The 18,479-nt window shown below is 70.4% G+C and carries 15 protein-coding genes; 5 read left to right on the top strand and 10 right to left on the bottom strand.

Annotated features, from left to right (window positions below):
* Nucleotide 1: 1 nt before the first annotated feature.
* Nucleotides 2–3,247, bottom strand: a complete 3,246-nt coding sequence (locus tag AB0N03_RS03230; protein ID WP_364364557.1) for a nitrate- and nitrite sensing domain-containing protein — start codon at nt 3,245–3,247, stop codon at nt 2–4.
* Between the two features lie 715 nt (nt 3,248–3,962).
* Between AB0N03_RS03230 and AB0N03_RS03235 the strand changes: the two genes are divergently transcribed.
* The 5 genes from AB0N03_RS03235 to AB0N03_RS03255 are packed head-to-tail and all read left to right on the top strand — an operon-like array spanning nt 3,963 to nt 8,431.
* Nucleotides 3,963–4,970 (top strand): ABC transporter substrate-binding protein, encoded by a 1,008-nt coding sequence (locus AB0N03_RS03235; protein WP_364364560.1) that lies wholly within the window; start codon nt 3,963–3,965, stop codon nt 4,968–4,970.
* A gap of 1 nt (nt 4,971) precedes the next feature.
* Nucleotides 4,972–5,742, top strand: a complete 771-nt coding sequence (locus AB0N03_RS03240; RefSeq protein ID WP_364364563.1) for an ABC transporter permease — start codon at nt 4,972–4,974, stop codon at nt 5,740–5,742.
* Nucleotides 5,739–6,572 carry an ABC transporter permease gene (locus AB0N03_RS03245; RefSeq protein ID WP_364364566.1) on the top strand — a complete coding sequence of 278 codons (834 nt, stop codon included), beginning with the start codon at nt 5,739–5,741 and terminating at the stop codon, nt 6,570–6,572. Before AB0N03_RS03240 ends, AB0N03_RS03245 begins: the two co-directional genes overlap by 4 nt.
* Before the next feature lie 20 nt (nt 6,573–6,592).
* Entirely contained in the window at nt 6,593–7,468 is an 876-nt protein-coding gene (locus AB0N03_RS03250) for an ABC transporter ATP-binding protein (protein WP_364364568.1), read from the top strand.
* 18 nt (nt 7,469–7,486) lie between these two features.
* Nucleotides 7,487–8,431, top strand: coding sequence for an ABC transporter substrate-binding protein (locus tag AB0N03_RS03255; RefSeq protein ID WP_364364571.1), 945 nt, complete (start codon nt 7,487–7,489; stop codon nt 8,429–8,431).
* On the opposite strand, the gene AB0N03_RS03260 is transcribed toward AB0N03_RS03255, so the two are convergent.
* From AB0N03_RS03260 to AB0N03_RS03300, 9 genes are all read right to left on the bottom strand, one after another.
* Complete coding sequence (locus tag AB0N03_RS03260) at nt 8,428–8,862, bottom strand: hypothetical protein (RefSeq protein ID WP_364364574.1); 435 nt, start codon at nt 8,860–8,862, stop codon at nt 8,428–8,430. The two genes, AB0N03_RS03255 and AB0N03_RS03260, sit on opposite strands and share 4 nt — an antisense overlap.
* 30 nt (nt 8,863–8,892) lie before the next feature.
* Nucleotides 8,893–10,479: a benzoylformate decarboxylase gene (gene mdlC / locus AB0N03_RS03265; RefSeq protein ID WP_364364577.1), complete on the bottom strand. Its 1,587-nt coding sequence runs from the start codon at nt 10,477–10,479 to the stop codon at nt 8,893–8,895.
* Nucleotides 10,480–10,488: 9 nt separating this feature from the next.
* Nucleotides 10,489–10,650 carry a DUF397 domain-containing protein gene (locus AB0N03_RS03270; RefSeq protein ID WP_364364580.1) on the bottom strand — a complete coding sequence of 54 codons (162 nt, stop codon included), beginning with the start codon at nt 10,648–10,650 and terminating at the stop codon, nt 10,489–10,491.
* Nucleotide 10,651: 1 nt separating this feature from the next.
* Nucleotides 10,652–11,494, bottom strand: coding sequence for a helix-turn-helix transcriptional regulator (locus AB0N03_RS03275; protein WP_364364583.1), 843 nt, complete (start codon nt 11,492–11,494; stop codon nt 10,652–10,654).
* Between the two features lie 81 nt (nt 11,495–11,575).
* Nucleotides 11,576–13,222, bottom strand: a complete 1,647-nt coding sequence (locus AB0N03_RS03280) for a S53 family serine peptidase (protein ID WP_364364586.1) — start codon at nt 13,220–13,222, stop codon at nt 11,576–11,578.
* 167 nt (nt 13,223–13,389) lie between these two features.
* Nucleotides 13,390–14,352: a hypothetical protein gene (locus AB0N03_RS03285; protein WP_364364588.1), complete on the bottom strand. Its 963-nt coding sequence runs from the start codon at nt 14,350–14,352 to the stop codon at nt 13,390–13,392.
* Between the two features lie 41 nt (nt 14,353–14,393).
* Nucleotides 14,394–14,606 (bottom strand): hypothetical protein, encoded by a 213-nt coding sequence (locus tag AB0N03_RS03290; protein ID WP_364364591.1) that lies wholly within the window; start codon nt 14,604–14,606, stop codon nt 14,394–14,396.
* A 415-nt stretch (nt 14,607–15,021) separates the two neighbouring features.
* On the bottom strand, nt 15,022–15,699 hold the full coding sequence (locus tag AB0N03_RS03295) for a copper homeostasis protein CutC (RefSeq protein ID WP_364364594.1): 678 nt from the start codon (nt 15,697–15,699) through the stop codon (nt 15,022–15,024).
* Nucleotides 15,700–15,711: 12 nt separating this feature from the next.
* Entirely contained in the window at nt 15,712–18,450 is a 2,739-nt protein-coding gene (locus AB0N03_RS03300; protein WP_364364597.1) for a nitrate- and nitrite sensing domain-containing protein, read from the bottom strand.
* Nucleotides 18,451–18,479: the final 29 nt, after the last annotated feature.

Genomic DNA, 18,479 nt, shown 5'->3' on the forward strand with positions numbered 1-18,479 from the left:
GTCACTTTCGCTCCTCACTGCTGTCTGTGGTGTTGCCACGCCCCGGAACCCTGCTGCTTTCCAGCTGTTCTTCGGCCGGGAGCTCCTTCAACGCATGCCGTCCCGAGGTGTAGCCCCGCTGGAAGCTTGCCATCCTGCTCCGCGCCGCGGACGCCGAGCGGGTGATCGCACCCGTTCCGGGCATGCCCGCGGTGTTGTCCGCGAAGTTGTTCTGCGCCGGTCCGTCGGACGAAGGACTGTTGATCGACCCCGGCACCAGGTAGGCGTTCGGGACGCGCTTGGGCAGCCCGGCCGTGGTGATCTCCTCGTTCTTGGCCTCCAGCAGCGACTGCGCCTTCTGCCAGCCGTCGTCGGAGGCGCTGTGCCAGCCGTCGTCGGGCGGGAGGAGCGGGTGCCGGGTCGCCGCGGTCGGCTGCAGCTCGTCGACCGGCTCGCGCTCCTGGTGCCGGGTGACCGGCTCGCGCTCCTGGTGCCGGGTGACCGGCTCGCGCTCGCGGTGCCGGGTGACCGGCTCGCGCTCCGGGCGCCGGCTGACCGGCTCGGCGACGACGGTCCGCTCCGCCACCGGCTCGTCGGAGCCGGTGAGCGGCGGGAGGTTCGGGTCTTCACCCTCGCTCTGCGCCGGCACCGGGTCGGCCGACGAGTCGTCGCCTTCACTGAACCAGCGTGACAGCACCGACTGGTAGATGGGCAGCCGCCGGGTGGGTACATCGTCCTCGAGGGCCGACGAACCGACCTCCTCCACGCGCGGAGGGGGTGGTGGTGGCTCCTCCGGCGGGACGTACTTCGGCTCGCGCTTCGGCAGGACCAGCGGCGCGAACTGCGTGTCGGCCGCCCTGGAGCTGGCGCCCTCGCCGTTCGTCGACGGCGTGAGCGGCGCCAGGTCCTCGGCGGTCGGCCAGGCCGGCACGTCGGGCTTCGGCAGCTCGGGCGACAGGAACGGGCCCGCCGCGCGGCCGCCGCTGACCAGGTCGTCCAGGCTGATCGGCTGGTCGAGCGGGACCAGCCCGCCCTGGTTCGCCACCGGCTCGTGCGCCGGCGGGGCCGGGGGCGGCGGTGCCGAAGGCGGGATCGGCGTGTGGGACTGCGTCTGGTCGAAGTCCGAGCGGGCCGACGGGATCGGGATGCTCGGCATCGACATCGACGTCTCGGACCGGTTCGCCGGCAGCGGGGTCTGCCGCGCCATGCCCGGGCGGAGGTGCGTGAGCAGCTCGGCCGGGACGACGACGCGGGCGATCACGCCACCTTCGATGTCCTCGTTCTCGCGCAGCCGGACCTCGATGCCGTGGCGCTTGGCCAGCCGCGAGACCACGTACAGGCCCATCCGGCGGGTCACCGACACGTCCAGGTCCGGCGGCTCGGCGAGCCGCGCGTTGACCTCGGCCAGCCGCTCGTCGCTCATGCCGACACCGTGGTCGGTGACCTGGATGGCGAGGGCCTTCCGGCGGGTGACGACCGCCCGCACGATGACCTTCGTCTCCGGCTCGGAGAAGTAGGTCGCGTTGTCGAGCAGCTCCGCGAGGACGTGCACGAGGTCGTGGATCGCCAGGCCCTGGACCGCGACGTCGGGCACGATGCCGACCTCGATCCGGGCGTACTGCTCGATCTCGGACACCGCGGCGCCGATGACGTCGGCGGCGGGCACCGGCTTGGGCACGGACTTGGCCAGGCCGGCGCCGGAGAGCACCAGCAGGGACTCACCGTTGCGCCGCAGCCGGGTGGCCAGGTGGTCGAGCTCGAACAGGCTCGCCAAGTGGTCCGGGTCCTGCTCGTCGGCCTCGAGGCGGTCGATGACGCCGAGCTGGCGTTCCACCAGCCGCTGCGACCGCCGGGAGAGGTTCACGAAGATGCCGTTGACGTTCTCGCGCAGGAGGGCCTGCTCGGCGGCCATCTTGACGGCTTGTTCGTGGACGATGTCGAACGAGCGCGCGACCTCGCCGATCTCGTCGCGGGTGTTGACGGGGACCGGCTGGACGGCCCGCCTCGAGGCACCGACGGGGTCGGGGTCGTCGAGGATCGCCTGCACGGTCTCGGGCAGCCGGGTGTAGGCGACGTCCAGCGCGCTCTTCCGCAGCACCCGCAGCGGGCGCAGCATCAGGCGGGCGACGACGAGCATCAGCGCGATCGCGGCCGCCAGCGCGGCGAGCACGATGGCACCGCCGACCCAGGCCGAGTTGACCGCCGCCGTGGCGAGGTCGTCGGCGCGGGTCTTGAGCTGGGCCAGCAGGTTCGACTCGACGGCGTGCAGCTTGTCCGCCGACACGGTGCTGTCCTTGCCGAGCGCCGCGGGGTCGATGCTCGGTGCCTCACCCAGCTGGGCGAAGGAGAACCCCGCGGTCAGGATCCGGCGGCGGTCGTCGACCTCCGGGCCGGAGTAGGTGTCGTTGTAGAGCTGGCGCTGGTCGTCGTCGGCGTTCGCGAGGAAGGCCGCGACCGAGGCGTCCGCACTGGACGCCGACGCGCGCGTCTGGTCCAGGAGGTCACCGGGGAAGCTGCCGCGGTACGCGGCGATCTGCAGCTCGGCGTCGGAGCGGGTGGTGAACTCCTTGGCCTCGCTGATCGCCTGCGTGCTCGTGCCGAGGCGCAGCACGTCCCGGTCGGTGACCGCCGTGGTCACCTCACGGCCGAGCTCGATCAGTGCGTCCAGGACGCCGGAGTAAGCGGTCATCACCGTGATGTCGGGCAGGCCGTTCGCGGTGTTGAACGCCGCCCGCAGCGGGCGCAGCGCGTCGAGGCGCTGGATACCGCGGGCGTAGCGGTCCTTGGTCCCCTGGTCGTCGTAGCTCAGGCCCGCCGCCGCGTTGCGCAGGTCGGTGACCTCGCGGTCGACCTTGGCGATCTGCGAGTCGAGCCCGGTCTGCAGGAGCGGGTTCGCCGACGAGATCCGCGCGACGGCCAGCGACCGCTCGTTCTGCAGCTCGTGCACCACCGTGGTGACCTTGACCGCGAACGCGACCTGGTCGGCGGTGTGCTGGAACTCCGTCGCCTGCTGGGCGTCGTCGACCACGCGCAGCGTGCCGAGCACGAGCGCCGTCAACGTCGGGATCAGGAGGATCGCGGCCAGCTTGGACCGCACCCTCCAGTCGCGCATGCCGGAGAACAACCCGGCCTTCCGGCCCGGAGCATCTCCGGGCGACTGCGCGGGGGTCCCTCCTACCCCCGCGGCGTCTTCGTTCGGCACCGCCGCACCACCATCATCGTTCGTGCTCGTGAAACCCTGGTCGGTCCAGCGCCCGCCAGGGCGCATCGCGTTCTCCTCAGCCACTCGTCAGCACGCTCCCGGCGCTCCGGCTCATCGGCCGATCGGCAGGAGCCCAGCGCGAGACGCTACCCGTACGGGTGAAAAGATCGTCTTCGACGGGGGTTCCTGAACCCCGCCCGGTCGGGCGGAATCGGTTCAGCTGGAGCATCACGGTCCGGTCCCTGCGCTGGTTCTGCATCGGTCGGTTGGTCGGCCTAGCCCGCCGGCACGGCGGCTGAGCCCGGCCGGGCGGTGGTCTCCGCGGGGGAGAATCTCTCAGGAAAAGCACAGCGTGCCCTGGTAAACCGAGGATCGACTTGATCGGCCATCCAGGCACTCTCTCTCACTACATCGGAGGTTGATACCTCCCCGCAGGTGCAGAGGGTAGCGAACGCCCGGAGAAGATGTAACCCTCCCGACGCTTCGTGCACGATGTTGCACAGCGTTCGCTCAGCCGACACACAGCTGGTGATCCGTTATTTCGGAACTAGGCCCTACGCTGGGTGAACGGCTACGGCGAGTGGAGCAGTGGGTCTAGACCAGAGGCCGAAAGAGTGACGTGCGCCACCCTCTTGGGTATTGATCCCACCCGTTGTGAGCGAGCTGTCACCTTCTCTACAGTGACCCGCGTACTCCCGAGAATGAGTTACCTACTTCCCCGGGAATCGGTCCACCAACCGTCACTTTCTTCACCAAGGAGCAGGCCTTGCTTGGAAACGCCATGAGCAGTGGCCGGGTTCGCACTCGCCGCGCCGCGCTCGGGCTCGCCCTCACCGTCGCAGCGGCCACAGCCCTCACCGGCTGCAGCGCGCTCGGCTCGGACGACTCGAGCACCGCGTCGAACGGGGGCGGCCTGGAGAAGTCGAAGATCAAGGTCTCGATCATGCCGACCACGGACCTCGCGCCGTTCTGGCTGGCCTTGGACGGTGGCTACTTCAAGTCCGAGGGCCTCGAGGTCGAGCAGGTCGTCGCCAAGAGCGGCCAGGAGTCGATGACGAAAGCGCTCTCCGGCGAAGCCGACATCGCCCTCTCGACCTACACGCCGTTCTTCGTCGCCAAGAGCAAGGGCGCCGCGGACGTCCAGCTCGTCGCCGACGGCACGTCGGTGAACGCGAAGAGCAACGCGATCGTCACCGTGCCGTCCTCGAACGTGAAGACGGTCAACGACCTGGCCGGCAAGCGGATCGCGATCACGGCGATGAACACCGCGTCCGACATCCTCACCAAGTCCGTCATGAAGGACCACGGCGTCGACTTCAGCACGGTCAAGTGGACACTGGTTCCGCTGCCGAACATGGCGGCGGCGCTGAAGGACAACCAAGTGGACGCGGCCTACATGCCGGAGCCGATGCTCTCGCAGTCGGCGAAAACCGTCGGTGCGACGCCGGTCATCGACATCAACACCGGCGCCAGCCAGGACTTCCCGCTGACCGGCTACGGCGCGACCACGAAGTGGGTCCAGTCGAACCCGAAGACCCTCGCGGCCTTCCAGCGCGCCATGAAGAAGGCCACCAGCGACGCGATCAACGACCGCTCGAAGGTCGAGCCGCTGCTGGTCAAGTACGCCAAGATCGACGAAGACACGGCCAAGCTGCTCACGCTGCCCGGTTACGGCTCCACTCTGGACGCCCGGCGCCTGCAGCGGGTGCCCGACCTGCTGCTGCAGATGGGCGTCATCACCAGCAAGGTCGATGCCGCGCCGATGATCGCCCCGCAGGCGACCAGCTAACGTGAAGAAACTGCTCCGCGGCCTGGCCGGCCTGGTCGGCTTCCTCCTGTTCTGGGAGGTCGTCGTCCAGGTCGGCCTGGTCAGTAAGACGTTCACCCCGCCGCCGAGCGTCGTCCTGGTCACCGTCGGCGACCTGCTGGGCGACCCCGAATTCATTCGCGACATCATCGCGACGATGCTGGCCTGGCTGATCGCGGTCGCCATCGCCATCGTCATCGGCGTGCCCGGCGGGCTGCTGCTCGGCAGCGTCCCGGTGCTGCGCACCGCCACCGCCGCGATCGTCGAATTCCTCCGCCCGATCCCGGTCACCGCGCTCGTGCCGCTGGTGCTGCTGGTGATCGGCTCCGGCCCCGACGCGAAGATCAGCCTCGCGGTGTACGCCTCGCTGTGGCCGATCATGTTCAACACCATCTACGGCATGGGGGAGATCGACCCGGTGCTGATGGAGACCGCGCGGGCGTGCGGAACCAGCCGGTTCCGCATCCTGTCTTCGGTCGCGCTGCCGCAGACCGCGCCGTTCGTCTTCACCGGCGTCCGGCTGTCGGCGACCATCTCCCTGATCGCCGTCGTGAGCGTCGAGTTCCTGGCCGGCTCCCAAGTCGGTCTCGGCAGCTTCATCCTGGTCGCCAGCACCGGTTCGATCCGGTTCGACCTGGTGCTGGCCGGTACCGTGGTCGCCGGGGTGCTCGGCTACCTCATCAACGAAGGGCTCGAACAACTGGGCAAGCGGCTGTTCCGCTGGAGCAGCGTCGACCGGGAGGCGATCGCGTGACCGCGGCAACTCTTTCCGGCCGGGTGGGCCGCCGGGCCGCCCGCGGCGCCGCCGCCGTCGTCCGCAACTGGCTGCTCTTCGCGATCCTCGTCGTCGTCTGGGAGTTCGCCGCCCGCGCGGGCGGCAGCAAGTTCTTCCCGCCGCCGACGGAGATCGCCGTCGCCGCGGCGAAGCTGTGGTTCACCGGTCCCGCGTCGCACCTCTTCCTCACCGACGCCGTCTTCGACAACGTCTTCCCCAGCCTCGGCCGGATGCTCGGCGGCTGGGGACTGGCGGCCATCGTGGCCATCGTGCTCGGGCTGCTGGTCGGCCGGTCCGCCAAGGCGATGGACTACGTCGGCCCGCTGTTCGCGTTCTTCCGCTCGATCCCGCCGCCCACGCTGATCCCGGTGTTCGCGGTGCTGTTCGGGCTGAGCTCGGGCATGCAGATCGGGTCGATCATCTTCGGCGCGATCTGGCCGGTGCTGCTCAACGCGGTCGACGGCGTCCGCTCGGTCGACCAGGTGAAGGTGGAGACGGCGCGGTCGTTCCGCACGCCCCGCCGGTACTGGGTCGGCCTGGTCGTCCTGCCGGCCGCGGCCCCGAAGATCTTCGCCGGCCTGCGGGTGAGCTTGTCGATCTCGCTGCTGCTGATGGTCGTGTCCGAACTGGTCGGCGCGTACAACGGGATCGGCCGGTCGCTGCTGAACGCCCAGCAGGACTTCGACTTCCCCATCATGTGGTCCTGGCTGGTGCTGCTGGGCATCCTCGGCTACGTCTTCAACACGATCTTCCTGGTCGCGGAACGGCGGGTGCTGGCCTGGCAGCCGACCCGCCTCGGCCGCGACTGACGCTGGAAAGGCCTCTCCCCATGTCCACCATGCTCGAAGTTTCCGGCCTCAGTCACCGGTACGGCACCGGCGCCAAGGCGCACATCGCGGTGAACGCGCTGTCGTTCACCGTCGAAGCCGGGCAGCTGGCCAGCATCGTCGGCCCGTCGGGCTGCGGGAAGTCGACGCTGCTGCGCTGCATCGCCGGGCTGACCCCGCCGACCGAGGGCACGGTCAGCCTGCACGGCGACCGCGTCGACGGTGTGCCGGACGACCTCGCCGTCGTGTTCCAGGACTACAGCCGTTCGCTGTTCCCCTGGCTTTCGGTGCAGAAGAACGTCGAGTTCCCGCTGCGCTGGCGGCCGATTTCGAGGGCCGAGCGGCGGAAGCGGGCGGCCGAGGCGCTGGAGCAGGTCGGCCTGTCCGCGGTCGGCGGGAAGTACCCGTGGCAGCTCTCCGGCGGCATGCAGCAGCGGGTGTCGCTCGCCCGCGCGCTGGCCAGCCGCCCTTCGCTGCTGCTGATGGACGAGCCGTTCGCGTCGGTCGACGCGCAGACGCGGTTCGAGCTCGAGGACCTGACCCGCCGCGTGCAGCGCGAGCAGGGCAGCACGATCCTCGTCGTCACGCACGACATCGACGAGAGCGTGTACCTGTCCGACCGGGTGCTGGTGCTGTCGAAGTCGCCGGCGTCGATCGTGGCGGACCTGCCGGTCGGCCTGCCCGCGGAGCGCAACCAGATCACCACGCGCGAGTCGGCGCAGTTCGTGACGTTGCGCAGCGAAGTGGCGCGGCTGCTGAGCGGCGGCACTGTTTCTCCGGAAGAGCCCACTGCGTCGGCCACGGCCGCTTCCGACGCCGCGGAATGGGACCTGGCCGAGCATGCCTCGGACGTGACGGAGACCAAGACCAGGAGCTGACCGACCGCAGGGGGGACCATGGCGAGGGCGGCACTGGCGGTACTTCTGGCGTTGCTGTTGACCGGTTGTTCGGCGCTGAGCGGCTCGTCGCCTCCCCCCGTGGCGCGGGAAAAGCTGCGCGTGTCGATGATGTCCACCATCGACACCGCGCCGTTTTGGCTGGCGAAGGACGGCGGGTACTTCGAACGCGAAGGCCTCGACGTTTCGACGACCGAAGCCGCGACAGGGCAGGCGTCGCTGACGAAACTGGTCAGCGGCGAAGCCGACATCGCGTATTCGAGCTACACGCCGTTCTTCGTGGCGCGCAGCAAGGGAACGGCGGACATCCGGCTGGTGGCGGACGCGTCGTCGGCCGGCCCGCGGTCGACGGGCGTGGTCGCGCTGCCGGCGTCCGGCATCCGTTCGGTGGCCGACCTGGCGGGCAAGCGGATCGGTATCTCGGCACCGAACACGATCGCCGACACGCTGACGAAGTCCGTGCTGGCCGACAACCACGTCGACGCCTCGGGCATCAAGTGGGTCCCGCTGCCCCTGCCGAACACGGTGGCGGCACTGAAGAACGGCGACATCGACGCGGGCTTCCTGACCGAGCCGTTCATCACGCAGGCGTCGCGGTCGGCGGGCGCGGTGCTGGTGGCCGACACCGGCACGGGGTCCACAGTGGACTTCCCGACCGCCGGCTACGGCACCTTGGGCTCGTTCGCCTCGGCTTCCCCCGGTGCGGTGACGGCGTTCCAGCGCGCGATGGCGGCGGCGACGCGGGACGCGGCGGCGGACCGCAAGAAGATCGAGCCGCTGATGGTGAAGTACGCGAAGATCGACGCGGACACCGCCGCGAACACCGGACTGCTGACGGTGAAGTCCACTTTGGACGCGCGGCAGCTGCAGCGCGTGCCGGACCTGCTGCTGAAGACGGGAGTCCTGGCGAAACCGGTGGACGTCTCGGCGATGGTTTTGCGCTAGCGGTCCGCGGAGTCCGGGAAGACGACGTGGTTGTCGGTGTGCCAGTCGAACAGCCGCCACTGCTCGACGTCGCGCCCCGCGCACGCCGGGAAGACCTCGATCAGGATCGGGCCGGACAGCCGCACCGACAGCGTCCCGGCGGTGCCCAGGGCCGCCGCCTCGACGCGGCATTCGTGCTCCGCGACCATCCCGGTCAGCTGCCGGGCTTGGCGGTCGTACTTCGTCCGGTACTCGTCGAACGCCGTCTCCGGGTCGCCGGTGTCCCGGTAGCGCATGTCGACCGAGCCGAACAGGATCTGTTCGCGGTGCGTCACGCGGAACGGGCACTGCGCGTGGAGGCGCTTTTCGACGTCCTCGCCCTGGAACCCCACGATGGCGATGTTCAAGGTCCGGGAGAACTCGGTGACCCGGCATCCCGCCAGCCGGGCCACCGCCGCTTCCAGCTCTTCGTTGTCGACAAGTCAGTACAGCGTCTTGTCGGACGGGGCGACCCGGACGTGCACCAGCGTCGGACGCGGGTCGGCGAGGGCCGCCGTCAAGCCGGGGACCAGGCCCGACGGCTCGGTGATCGTCACGCCCTGGCAGCCCATGCTCGCCGCCAGCGCCGCGAAGTCGATGCCACCCAGCTCGGTGCCCGGCAGCTTCGCGCCGCCGATCTTCTCGCCGAGGATGCGGACCGCCGCGTACTCCGTGTTGTCCATGATCACGATCGTCACCGGGAGCTCCTGGCGCGCGGCCGTCCACAGTGCCTGGATGCCGTACATGCTGGAGCCGTCGCCGACGACGCCGACGACCTTGCGGTCCGGCCGGGCGAGCGCCGCGCCGACCGCGCCCGGGACGCCGTAGCCGAGCGTGCCGCTGGCCATCGTCAGGAAGCCCGTGTCGGTCGCGGTGATCGGCAGGTGGTCGTGCAGGACGCCGCGGTGGCTCGGCGTCTCCTCGACGACGATCGCGTTGTCCGGCAACAGGTCCGCGAGCGTCGAGTAGACGAGTTCACCGGTGAGCTTCTCATCGCCGGGCTTCGCGGGGCGCTCGATCGGCTCCGGCGTGGGCCGCGTGCTCCGGTCGACGACGTTCAGGAGGGCACGGACGCCGAGCTTCGGCGTCGCCCGGATCCCGGTGCCTTCGAAGGCGCGCGCGAGGATCTGCTCGTCGTCGCTGACGATGAACAGCGGCGGCATCGGAGCTTCCCCGCGCCCGCGGTCGACGTGGTAGGTGAAGGCGGGCGCCCCGAGCACGACGACGAGGTCGTGCCGCGCGAGCTTGTCCGAGACGGCCCCGCGTTCGGGGTCGAGGAAGCCCTGGAACAGCGGGTGGTCCTCGGGGAACGAGCACCGGAACGACATCGGCGCGACGTACACGCCGGCCTGGAGGCGTTCGGCGAGCGCGACGGTCTCCACGACAGCGGCGTCCTGGTCGACGGCTCCCCCGACGACGATCGCCGGCCGCTCACTCGTTTCGAGGGCGGCAACGAGTTCGTCGATCGCCTCGGGATCCGGCGCGAAGCCGCGGATGCGGGGCCGGGAGACGACGGGCCGTTCGGTGGTGACGGTCCAGTCGTCGGCCGGCACGGACACGAAGACCGGCCCGGACGGCGCCTGCGTCGCGACGTGGTACGCCCGGGCGAGCGCGGCCGGGACGTCCTCGGCGGACGCGGGCTCGATCGACCACTTGACGTACGGCTTGGGGAACTCGGGGGCTTCCATGGCGCCCAGGAAGGGATCGTGCGGCAGCAGAGCGCGGTTCTGCTGCCCGGCGACGACGATGATCGGCGTCCGGTTGCGGTAGGCGCTGAAGAGGCTGCCGAGCCCGTGCCCGACGCCGCCGGCGGAGTGCAGGTTGACGAGCACGGCCTCGCGCGTGGCCTGGGCGTAGGCATCGGCCATCGCCACGACGGCGGACTCCTGCAGGCCGAGGACGTATTTGAAGTCGTCCGGCCAGTCGGTGAGGAACGGGACCTCGGTGGTGCCGGGGTTGCCGAACACCGTGGTGAGGCCGAGTTCGCGGAGGAGTTCGCGGGTGGCGTCCAGCACCGTGCGCTTGATCATGCCCCCAGACTAATGCTTAGTCTTGCGAAGGAAAGCCCCCCAAGCGGCCGCACTGACGGCGAGGGTGCCCCCGGAGCGGTCCTTGGTGTCGCGGATGCGCGACACACTGCCGAGCGAGACCTCGACGCAGTTGGTTTCGTCGGTGTAGCTCGACTTGCGCCACTCAGGCATCTCACTCCAGTTCGGCGATCACCCCCTGGATGAGTGCGAGCGACTCCTGCTCACCCAGCGCCAGGCCCGACAGGGTTTCCGCGGCCGCCCGGAAGGCGGCCACGTGGTCTCCATCGTAGACGTGGGCGCTGCCCCGGAGGTGCTCGATGTGGACCACCGACGGGAGGTGGGCGAAGTCGAAGATCACGAAGTGCCCGAACAGCCCCGGGTGGTAGCCCGCATCCGCGCGCACCACGCGGATGCTGCTGGTGCGCGGCTGCGCCGCGCGCACCAGCAGCCGCAACTGCTCGGCCATCACGGCGGGCTCGGCGATGGACCGGCGGAGAGCTTCTTCGCCGAGGAAGAGCTTGAGCGCCAGCGGATCGCGGCGGGTGAGCACCTCTCGCCGCCGCAGGCGGACCGCCACCTCCCGCTCGAGCATTCGCGGCGGAAGCCGGTGGGACTCCAGGATGGCTTCGGCATAACCGGGAACCTGGAGGAGGCCCGGCACCACGAAGGGCTCCCAGTCGACCATCTCCGTCGCCGTGCGCTCGTACTCGACATACGTCGACAAGGCCGGCGAAACTCCCGGCACTGTGCGCTCGAGCCAGTTGGGCTCCTTCGCACACTCCGCCAGCTCCAACAACCTCCGTCGCTCCACCGGCTCAACCCGCATCGCCCCGAGCAGCAACCCCACTTCCTCCACCCTCGGCACGCGCGTCCCGCTCTCCCAATGCGACAGCACCTGCGGCGCGACATCCACCAGCCGGGCCAGTTCGCGCATGCCCAGCCCGCGCGCCACCCTGGCCGTGCGCAGGCCGAAACCCAGCGCACGGGACCGGGGTGTTGCCACTCGTGTTGACATGTGCGCAGTCTGTCACCGGCCACCGACAAAAACGGGAACCGGGGCTGTCGCACGGATGCGACAGCCCCGGTCCGACCACACTCAGCCGATCAGGCCCGACAAGCCGCTGCCCTTGAACGACCCCCAGCCCGTCACCTGGTCATACCCGGTTCCCGCGCTGAAGCCCGTCGTGCCGTGCAGGGTGTTGTTGCCCGTCGTCACGTCGTGGAAACCGGTTCCGTACGACGATCCGTTCCCGATCGAGTAGAACTTCGGGTTCAGGTTGCCCAGCCCGCCGCCGTGGACCTGGTTCTGCAGCGTCGCGAACGCCGCCCACAGCGGGGCCGCGCCCGACGTGCCCCACACCGTCTCCCACGAGCCCGCCGTGTAGATGTAGTAGCCCGAGCCGCTCGCCGCGTCGGCCGAAACATCCGGGACCTTGCGGTACGTCGTGCTCTGCGAGGACTGCCACGACGGCGCCGTGAACACCGTCGAGATGCCGCCGCCCGTCGAACCGCTGGACGCGCCGTCGTTCCACGCCTTCTCGCTGCTGTACGCGTTCGCCGAGGTCACCGTCAGCTGCGTGCCGCCGACGCCCGTCACGTTCGGGCTCGACGCCGGGAAGTCGACCGCCTTAGCCGCCGAGCCGGTCTGGCGGTAGCAGTCGGTCGTGCCGTCGTCGCCCGCGGCCGCGAAGTACGAAATGCCCTCCGCGGTGCCCGTCGCGATCGCGTTGCCGACGCTCTTCGCCGCGCTCGAACCCTCCGCGGATTCACAGGCGCCCCAAGAGATCGAGACGACGTTGACCGTGTGGTCCGACGCGATCTTCTGGTACATCGCCAGTTCGCCGGCGCTGGTGTTCGGGGCCTCGTACACGTAGTCGTTCGCCGCGGCCGCCAGCGCGTGCACGACCTCGATGTCGAGCTCGACCTCGATCTGGCCGTCGCCCGGCGCCGAGTCGTAGTTCGCCCCGCTCACCGGAACCGTGGTCACCGAGCCCGCCGAAAGGCCGTACGTGCTGTCGTACTTGGTGACGTCGGCCTTCTTGTAGCCGTCGAACTCGACGAAGCCGACCTTCACGCCGCTGCCGGTCGCCGAGAGACCACTTGTCCCATAAGCGGTCTTGAGCACCGGCGGGGTCACCGCCTTGACGGCGTTCGGCTTCGCGACGGCGGAAGTGTGCGTCCGCAGGGCGTGGTTGTCGAGGCCGACGACGTTGCCCACGACGCTCGAGACGTCCGCCGGCACGGTCGGCGCGGCGTCGTTGGCGAAGAAGTCCCGGCCGGACGTCCGGTCGTGGTAGGTCCCGATCCGGGTGCGGAACGCCGATTCGAGCTGCGCCGCCGAACCGGTGAACGTGACGGCCTGGCGGTTGCCGGAAACCTCGATCCCGGTGGCGCCCGATTTCTCGAGGAATGAGACGGCCTTGCCGACGTCGGCCTGGGTCGGACCGAACTCGGTATTGAACTGCGCCGGGGTCAGAAAGTGATGATATTGCGGCGAGGCGGGGTTCTGCACGTCGGCGAGGAACTTTTCCAGCGCCTGCTGGTTGTGCAGTTTCAGGGACAGCGCCGCGGTGATCCGCTGCCCGCCCGCGACGTCGCCGATGCGGAGGCTGCTGACGAGTGGAGCGGCGCTGTCGGCCAGGGTGACCAGGGGTTCCGTCGCCGCGGCGGCGGGGACGGCCACGGCGAGGCCGAGCAACGCCGGCAGCGGCACGGCGGCCGCGACGAGCTTGCGCAAGCGCATGGGGAATTTCCTCTCGGCGGTGGGGACCGGGCCTGCGCTTCAATGGTCGCCGCAGGTTGCCGAGAAGCATAAGAAACCGCTGTCACACCGAGGAACCTACTTTTGTCTGCCCTTTCGCGGTTCCCATTTTCATTTTCCGGGCGGTTTACCTTTTCATGGCCATTCGATTATCGTCCGGAATGCCCGAGATCGTCGAGACGGTCGACGATCTCCCTTGCGTCCGCATTGCCGGAAAACCGGCGGGCCGCCGCCGACAGCGAGTTCAGCCGCTGCCACGTCCGCGGTGACCGCAGCGCGGCCGCCAGCTCGATCGCCTCCTCGCCGACGGCGGTGGCGACGTCGAGATCGCCGTCCAGCGCGTGCACGGTGGCGAGCCAGATCAGGGTCAGCGAGCGGCTGCGCGTCATGCCCTGGCCGTAGCCGGCGATCGCGTCGGTGAGCGCGGGGATGCCGTCGCGGCCGTGCCGGATGTCGACCACCTGGGCCAGCTCGCCGTGCACCGTGCCGACCATCGCCGCCATGTCGGTGGCCCCGAAGAACGAGTCCCACGGCGAAGGCTCGCGCCCGCCGGCTTCCGCGAACTCCTCGCGGGCGCGGCGCAGGTAGGTCAGCGCCTCGCTCACGTCGGCCTTCTTGGCGTGCGCCCACGCCTGGTTGGCCGACAGGATCGCCTGCGCGAGCTTGGAGTGCGCCAGCAACGCGGCCTCCCGGCCCCGTGCGAACTCCTCCAGCGCCGCGTCGACGGCGCCGTAGTGCAGGTGCAGCCGCCCGATGCGGTACCGGAGGTTGGCCTGGAGATCGTCGTTCTCGGCCCGGATGGCGAGCTCCAGCCCTCGCCGGAACGCGGCCAGCGCGGCCGCCGGGCGGTCCTGGTCGAAGTTCGTCCAGCCGGCCAGGTTGTACAGATCGGCGACGGCGGTGCAGAGCCGCGCCAGGACGACGGTCTTGGTCACGCCGTCCAGCAGCGCCACGGCGGCGGGCAGCCGTGACTCGACGGCCACCCGGCAGGCGCCCCCGCCGTAGCGGTAGTCCAGGCTCCTGAGCTCGGCGACGACGTCCTCGAGCCGCCGCACGTCGGCGAGACCCACGCGTGCGCCGCGCCGGTCGTCCCGCCCTCCACTGCCGTCCATGGCAGCCCTCCGTCCGTAGAGAGCTGCCGGGCAGCTCCCGTTCATTCCCCGCCGGGCCAGGCCGGAGCCCGCTCCTTCGAGGGACTGGCGCCGGGCAGTACCCCGGCGGCGGTCAGCACCACGCCCGTGGCGGTTTCCGCGATCTTGACGGCGGCCAGCAGGCCGGTGAGGGCGAGCGAGCCGCCGAGGCCCAGTTTCGCGAACTCGTCTCCGGAGGTTCCGGTTCCGCGTTGCCGCGGTATCGCGCCGGTCACGATTCGGCCTTCCGGCTCGTTCCGGGCACATTCGGGCGATACTCGCGGGGAATCAGCCGCTCCACCGTGACGGAAATCCACCGCATGGTCGAACTCCTCGTTTCCCGTTGTCCACGTAACGAGTTCTCGAACTGAATACGCGCGCACACGGCGCCGCCTCCCGCACTGCAGATCGATTCCTGAAGATCGCCCGGATCGCGAAATGCGGGACTACCGTAGCCAGCCGAACGACCCGAAATCAGCCGCCAACCAGGTCAAAGCTTGAAAAGCTCGTGCAGCCGCACGCGCAGTGCCGGCTCGGCCCCTGCACGGCACGAATGCAATTTCGTTGCACAGGGCAAGATTACCTCGCATGCGAAAACATCGGCGGAAATCGTTCTATCCCGCCGATGTCCCGAGGAATTCCGGAAGACGATCAGGATTTGACGAGATCGACCCAGGTGCGCACCGTTTCGGCGTCCACGGAAGCCTGCCAGCCGCCGGGCCGGACCGCACTACCGACATGGAACCCGCGCACCCCGCCCGCGCGCAAGAGGTGCACCTGCTGCGCCCGCAGGCCGCCGCCGACCAGCAGCGACGGCCCGCTGTCGCGCTGCGCGAGCCGCTGCAGCACGGAAAGCCCACTGCCTACCCCGTTCGGGTGCCCGGCCGCGAGCACGGTGTCACAGCCGAGCGCGGCCAGCTGGTCGTACGCGCGCAACGGGTCCCGCGTGCGGTCGATGGCGCGGTGGAACGTCCACGGCAGGCCGTCGACCTCCTTGATCAGCGCTTCGCAGGCGTCCAGGTCGATCTCGCTGTCGACGGTGAGGAACCCGAAGACGAACTCGCGCGCGCCCGCGTCGATCAGCCGGGCGGTGTCGGCGCGCAACCCCTCGAGGTCGCCGACGGCGAAGGAACCGTTGTCCCGCAGCATGACCCGCACCGGGAGGTCGGTCGCCGAAAGCACGTCACGCAGGGTCTCCACCGTCGGCGTCAGGCCGTCCTGCGCCATGTCCGTCACCAGTTCGAGGCGGTCGGCCCCGCCCGCTTGCGCGCCTTCGGCGTCCGCCGCGTCCAGCGCGATCACTTCCAGCAGGGGCGTCTTCGAGCTCATGCCTCATCCGTTTCACTGGTTCCGGGTGTCGTCTCCCCTCGCGTGCCGCCCTCGCCGGAAGCCGCCTTGAAGGCTCGTCATCCGCTCGCGTACCGCTTCCGGGGAAAGAGAGAGTATCGGCCGCTGCTCCGGCACCGCTCCCGGGCTCGCCGCCGAATCGGCGGCCTTCAGGAACGGCCAGGTGTCCTCGGCGCCGTCCTCCTGCTCCAGCTCGGCCGGTGTCGGCCACTGGTAGGCGGGCTCGATCGCGGCCGGCGGTGCGACGGGCGCGAACTGCGGGTCGGTGTCCTCGTCGTCCGGGTTCGGCTCGGCCGCCACCGGCGCGATGACGGGCGGCGGTGGCGGGGGCGGCGGTGGCGGAGCCGCGGCGAGCGCGTGGCGCGGCTCGGGCCGGACCGGCCGCGGTTCCTCGGCCACCGGACGCGGCTCCACCGGCTGCCGCGGCGCCTCCGACCCGGTGGCCGGCGCCGCGGGTGCCGCGGGTGCCGCGGACGCGTCGAACCAGCGCGACAGGACGTCGCGGTAGGCGGGCATCCGCTCGGTCGGGGCGTCGAGGTCCAGGTGCGAGTCGTCGTCCGCCGTCGGCCACTGCGGGCTGTGGTCACGGGCCACCACCGGGGCCCGGCGCAGCGGGCCGGCCTCGATCGACGGCGGCGTCAGCTCCTCCGGTTCCGGCTCCGGCTCGGGTTCCGGCGGCGTGAGCGGGGCCAGCGGCGCCAGCAGCTCCGGCTCGGGGGCCGCGGCCGGCTCGGCGGGCGGCGGCGGGCCCGGCATCGGCGGCAGCTCGACGATCAGCGCGGACGGCACCAGCACGGTGGCGATCAGCCCGCCGTCCTGGCCCGAGCTCAGGCTGACGTCGATGCGGTGGCGCGTGGCCAGCGTCGCGACCACGAACAGGCCCATCCGGCGGGACACCTCGACGTCGACGTCCGGCGGGTGCGCGAGCCGCGCGTTGGTGCGGTCGATCTCGGCCTGCGGCATGCCGGCGCCGTGGTCGATGATTTCGATCTGCCAGTCGCCGTCGTGGGTTTCGGCGCTCGCGACGGTGACCGTCGTGTTGCCGGAATAGCTCGTCGCGTTCTCCAGCAGCTCCGAGACGACGTGCACGAGGTCGTTGACGGCCTCCCCGCGGACGGCGACCTGGGGCGCCGGGCCGAGCTCGATGCGCTGGTAGTGCTCGACCTCCGAGAGGGCGGCGCCGATGATCTCGTCGGCCGAGACGGCGCCGGCGTCCTCGCGCGCCGAGTCCTGGCCGGAGAGCACCAGCAGGTTCTCGCTGTTGCGCCGCATCCGCGTCGCGAGGTGGTCGAGCTCGAACAGCCCGGCGAGGGTGTCCGGGTCCTGCTCGTCGGCCTCCATCCGGTCGAGCACCGACAACTGCCGTTCGACGAGGTCCTGGCTGCGCTGCGAGAGGTTGACGAACATCGCGTTGACGTTCTCGCGCAGCATCGCCTGCTCGCCCGCCAGCCGGACGGCTTCGCCGTGCACCGCGTCGAACGCGCGCGCCACCTGGCCGAGCTCTTCGCGCGTGAACACCGGGACCGGCGCGACGGCGAGCCGTTTCCGCAGGTTCTCCGGCGCGGGTTCGGGGTCGGTGAGCAGGTTCTGCACGGCCGCGGGCAGCCGGTGCTCGGCCACTTCGAGGGCGGTCCGGCGCAGGATCCGCAAGGGGCGCAACAGGGACCGCGCGATGACGACCGACAGCACGCCCGCGACGAGCAGGACGCCGAGCACGACACCGCCGTCCCAGATCGCCGACGCGCGCGCCTGCGCCGCCAGCGCGTCCGTGCGTTCCTGCAACTGGACCAGCAGCGCCTGCTGCACCTGGTAGGCCAGGTTCACCGTGTGCGTCGCCGAGACGTCCCACTGGTTCGGGTCGAGACCATTGAGGTTCTGGCCGTTCTCGGTGCGGGTGAGGGCGGACTCGACCATGTCGTTGCCGATGTCGACGACCAGGCCGATGACGGTGTCGTCGAACATCCGCTGCTGTTCGGGCGTCGCGAAGGTGCGGTAGTCGTTGCGCGCGGCGGCGAGCTCGGCTTCGGCGCCGAGCAGCGCGCGCGTGCGGTCGCGGTTGAGGCTGCCCTCGGCGAGCGCCTCGGCCAGCACCGCGCGCTTGACCGACATCTGGTCCTTGATCCGGGCCAGCGCGTTGCCGGCCAGGCGCAGCCGCGCGAGCTCCGGGTCCGAGACGTCGGCCGCGGCCGAGTCGCTGATGTCGAGCAAGCCGGAGATCAGCTCGCTGTAGGAGCGCAGGACGGCGTCGGCGGGGAACGCCGAATGCTCCGCGGAGAAGCGGAGGCCGCCGAGGACGCGCAACCTGTCATCGGTCTGTTGCAGGCTTTCCGCCGCTTTGGCGTCCAGCCGGGGTTTACTGTCGGCGAGGGTCCGTTCGAACGTGCCGATCGCCTGGTCGACGCGTTTGCGCTGACCGGTGAGGTCGGCGGTGTCGCCCCGGCGGTCCTGGGCGACGAACCGGACGGTGAGATCGCGTTCGCGCTGCAGCTCGTGCAGGGCTTCGGCGACCGTGCTGTCGACGCGGTCGTGGGTGGCGAACTCCGCGAGCTGCCGGGCGTCCCCCAGGTCCGAGCTGATGCGCAGGCCGACGAGGGCGATCACCGCGAGCGCGGGGATGAGGAGGACGGCGAAGAGCTTCGTGCCGAGACGCCAGTTCCGGAGCCGCCACCGGCCACCGGCCGGACGTGGATCCGCCGCGTCGCCCTTGGGGGGACGCTGATCGCGACGGGTCACCTGGTTTCCTCTTCCACCGCGGGCGGCAA

This window comes from Amycolatopsis sp. NPDC051061, assembly GCF_040682935.1.
In the GTDB taxonomy this organism is placed as follows: domain Bacteria; phylum Actinomycetota; class Actinomycetes; order Mycobacteriales; family Pseudonocardiaceae; genus Amycolatopsis.